The following is a 2,734-nucleotide window of genomic DNA, read 5'->3' on the forward strand; positions in this document are numbered from 1 at the left end:
CAGGAGAGTTCAGCGTGAATGTATCAGGTAAGAGATGCACGAGACCGACATGACCCGCGCCTTGATCCAAACACTACGTGACTGGTGGCAAAGTCAGCCGGGACAGCCTCAGATCGCTCGGGTGCACCTGGTGGTAGGACAGTTCACCTGTGTAGAGCCGGCCAGCCTAACCTTTGCCTATGCCGCACAAACCCAGGGTACTTTCCTACAGGGATCCCAGTTGGTCATCCGGGAAACGCCGCTCATTGCCTATTGCCATCCCTGCGGCCAAGAATACAAGCCAGAAATAGGCCGGCGCTATGCTTGCCCCAACTGTGGATCCCCGATGGAGGAGATTCGCTCGGGCCGAGAGCTGAAAATTGACTACATCGAAATTGACTACATCGAATGTTCAACAAACTTCACCCCACCGGCGCGACCAGAGGTCGCCTAAGCCGATCCAAAGCTAAGCCCCAGAAGGACAGCCGCTCCCAAGCTGAGGATGAACATCAAGCCGGCAGGCATTAACGTTCGGGTTTTGCGGTAGCGCAGGGCGAATACGATAGATCCCAGCACTGTCGTCCCCAGGCCCAAGCCCAGCCCCCAGCGGGGATCCACCCCCAGCAGCCCATAGCTGACTCCGCTGAGGGCGGCCCCAACCAGCCCCCCGATGAGAGACTTGGAGCTTTTGCCTTTGCTATAGCCGATTGCTCCGCCCACCAAAAGCAGTGCCCCGTAGACCAGCAAGGTGATTTGTGCGGCCAGCATGATGGGAAAACCTTGTCCTCTCTAGGTTTAATCCACGAGGATATCGCGAATCAAGGGCAAGCGAATGCTGATGTAGCGATTGAGAATTGAGGCATCGACACTGCTGAGGGCGTGTTTTTTCTGACAGGCGCTCAGAAGCAGGTTCACCAAGTCATCGTCACGCTTTGTGAGCCAATCTGGCCTGCCAATCTCGCTGACCAAAGACCAAAACTGGCGTACCATTTCAGGAGTCATGGCATCCATTTTGTGGAGATAGGGGCTGAACTGCAAAAGAATGGTCTAGGCCATCGATTCGATTCTAGAAAAAAGACCTCATCCCCGAGGACAATATTTCAACTCCGTCACAACTTAGGATAAGATGTTATGCTTTCCCACAAAGCTCAGCAAGCAGTGCCCCTTCTGGCTTTGTGAGGATCTTAGGAAGGTAAACTGGCAACTCCTGACATATATCAACATTAGGCGTTAAAAAACGATGATTCCTGTCAAAATCTCGACATCAGCATCAGAAGGTTCACAAGCCCCCTTATCCAAGCTGTAAGACAGGGAATCTGGGCGAGCAGGGGCTAGCGCAAGGCGTACTGTAACCTATAGGCTCCTTCTTCTCGTGGCTTATGGGTGTTGGCCCGCAGGGTATAAGTGCCGGTGCGGGGCAGAAAGGCAATCATCAGAGCATCGGTTCCACCCCCTTGGTCATCATCCCAAGCCCTGACTTCTCCACTGGGATCCAGCAGCTGCAAAAAGGCATCGAAATCGGAGCTGGTCATGGAAGCGATCAGGATCTGGCCGGCGCGGGCGGCAATGGGATATTCGTCCATCCAACTGCTATCCTCGGGATGCTGAAGGGATCCCTCCTGCAGACGGCCCGATAGGCTTTCCTGCCAATCTACCTGGGTGAGGATATAGGTGAGCCGGTAGTTGCCGGTGGATTCCGGCTCAAAGCTGGTGGCCCGCAGGGTATAGGTGCCTCCCTCCGGCAGACGCACTGCCAACAGGGCATTCACATCTGGGCCAGAGTCATCGTCAAAGCCGATCACCCGCCCTTGACCGTCCACCAGCTCCAGATAAGCATCAAAATCTTCGCTCTCTAGGGCCGCAATCAAAATCTGTCCCGGCTCAGCGGTGACGGGGATCCCATCCCAAAAGCTGCCGTACTGGCGGCTGACTTGATCTCCCACCTCCAGCGCTCCCGTCACGGTTTGGCTGCCTCTCCACAGAGCAGAACGGGTCAGCGCAGATCCCACCGGCAAGCCTCTCTCTCCCACCCGATCCAGCAGCCGACAGCCGCCGGCCAACCCCAATGCCACCAGAGCCAGAGTCAAACGGGATCCCCAACGGCGAGGAGATGCGCAAGAACGATACCAGCTCAACATCGGAAGGGATCCCTTTCTAAAGAATGGCAACTGTAGACTGATCCTACCCCCTGATTGATTGAGCGAAAAGTTGGTCAGAGACGACAACTCCTGCCAACTTCGTGCTGAGTTTTGAGGTTGTTGGCTTGCCCCTTCCTTGCTGTTTCAGCCGAGAGCAAACTGTTGGCCTACAGGGTTTCCCAAGCTTGCAAGACGGCTTCTAGGGCCAGCCGCCCATGGTAGAGATGGGTTCCCCCCTGCAAGTAGACGGTGTAGGGATCCCGCATCGGCCCATCGGCAGACAGCTCGGCGCTGCTCCCGGCAATAAAGGTGCCTGCTGCCATCACCACCGGGTCTGCATAACCGGGCATCACCTCCGGCACTGGGGTGAGGTAGGAATCCACAGGAGAACTGTTTTGAATCGCTTGGCAGAAAGCCTGCAGCTTTTGCGGGGATCCCAATTGAATGGCCTGGATGATATCGGTGCGAGGAGCTTGAGGCAGAGGCGAGACCGGGTAGCCCAGATCAGAAAACACCTGCGCCGCCAGATGGGCGATCTTCACCGCTTCGGCCACCATCTGCGGGGCCAAGAACAAGCCTTGAAACAGAAGGCGGTTGAGATCTAGAGTTGCCCCCCC

Annotated in this window: 5 protein-coding genes; 1 reads left to right on the top strand and 4 read right to left on the bottom strand. The window is 56.2% G+C overall.

The window, feature by feature from the left end; genetic code table 11:
- Positions 1–34 precede the first annotated feature (34 nt).
- Positions 35–433, top strand: a complete 399-nt coding sequence (gene hypA / locus NW815_RS05705) for a hydrogenase maturation nickel metallochaperone HypA (RefSeq protein WP_414390925.1) — start codon at positions 35–37, stop codon at positions 431–433.
- On the opposite strand, the gene NW815_RS05710 is transcribed toward hypA, so the two are convergent.
- From NW815_RS05710 to NW815_RS05725, 4 genes are all read right to left on the bottom strand, one after another.
- A complete protein-coding gene (locus NW815_RS05710) occupies positions 430–747 on the bottom strand; it encodes a TMEM14 family protein (RefSeq protein WP_414390922.1) in 318 nt (105 codons plus the stop codon). The genes hypA and NW815_RS05710 overlap by 4 nt on opposite strands.
- Positions 748–774: 27 nt before the next feature.
- Positions 775–981, bottom strand: coding sequence for a hypothetical protein (locus tag NW815_RS05715; protein ID WP_238376795.1), 207 nt, complete (start codon positions 979–981; stop codon positions 775–777).
- Between the two features lie 329 nt (positions 982–1,310).
- On the bottom strand, positions 1,311–2,117 hold the full coding sequence (locus tag NW815_RS05720; protein WP_414390920.1) for a PPC domain-containing protein: 807 nt from the start codon (positions 2,115–2,117) through the stop codon (positions 1,311–1,313).
- Positions 2,118–2,284: 167 nt separating this feature from the next.
- The coding region (locus NW815_RS05725; protein WP_414415799.1) for a methionine gamma-lyase family protein at positions 2,285–2,734 on the bottom strand (450 nt) is incomplete at its 5' end.

This window comes from Synechococcus sp. R6-7, from assembly GCF_047461695.1.
Classification (GTDB): domain Bacteria; phylum Cyanobacteriota; class Cyanobacteriia; order Thermostichales; family Thermostichaceae; genus Thermostichus.

What these genes read in the sequence shown, in the direction of transcription:
- NW815_RS05710 (WP_414390922.1), bottom strand. Translation starts at nt 747, where the DNA reads ATGCTGGCCGCACAAATCACCTTGCTGGTCTACGGGGCACTGCTTTTG.
- hypA (WP_414390925.1), top strand. Translation starts at nt 35, where the DNA reads ATGCACGAGACCGACATGACCCGCGCCTTGATCCAAACACTACGTGAC.
- NW815_RS05720 (WP_414390920.1), bottom strand. Translation starts at nt 2,117, where the DNA reads ATGTTGAGCTGGTATCGTTCTTGCGCATCTCCTCGCCGTTGGGGATCC.
- NW815_RS05715 (WP_238376795.1), bottom strand. Translation starts at nt 981, where the DNA reads ATGACTCCTGAAATGGTACGCCAGTTTTGGTCTTTGGTCAGCGAGATT.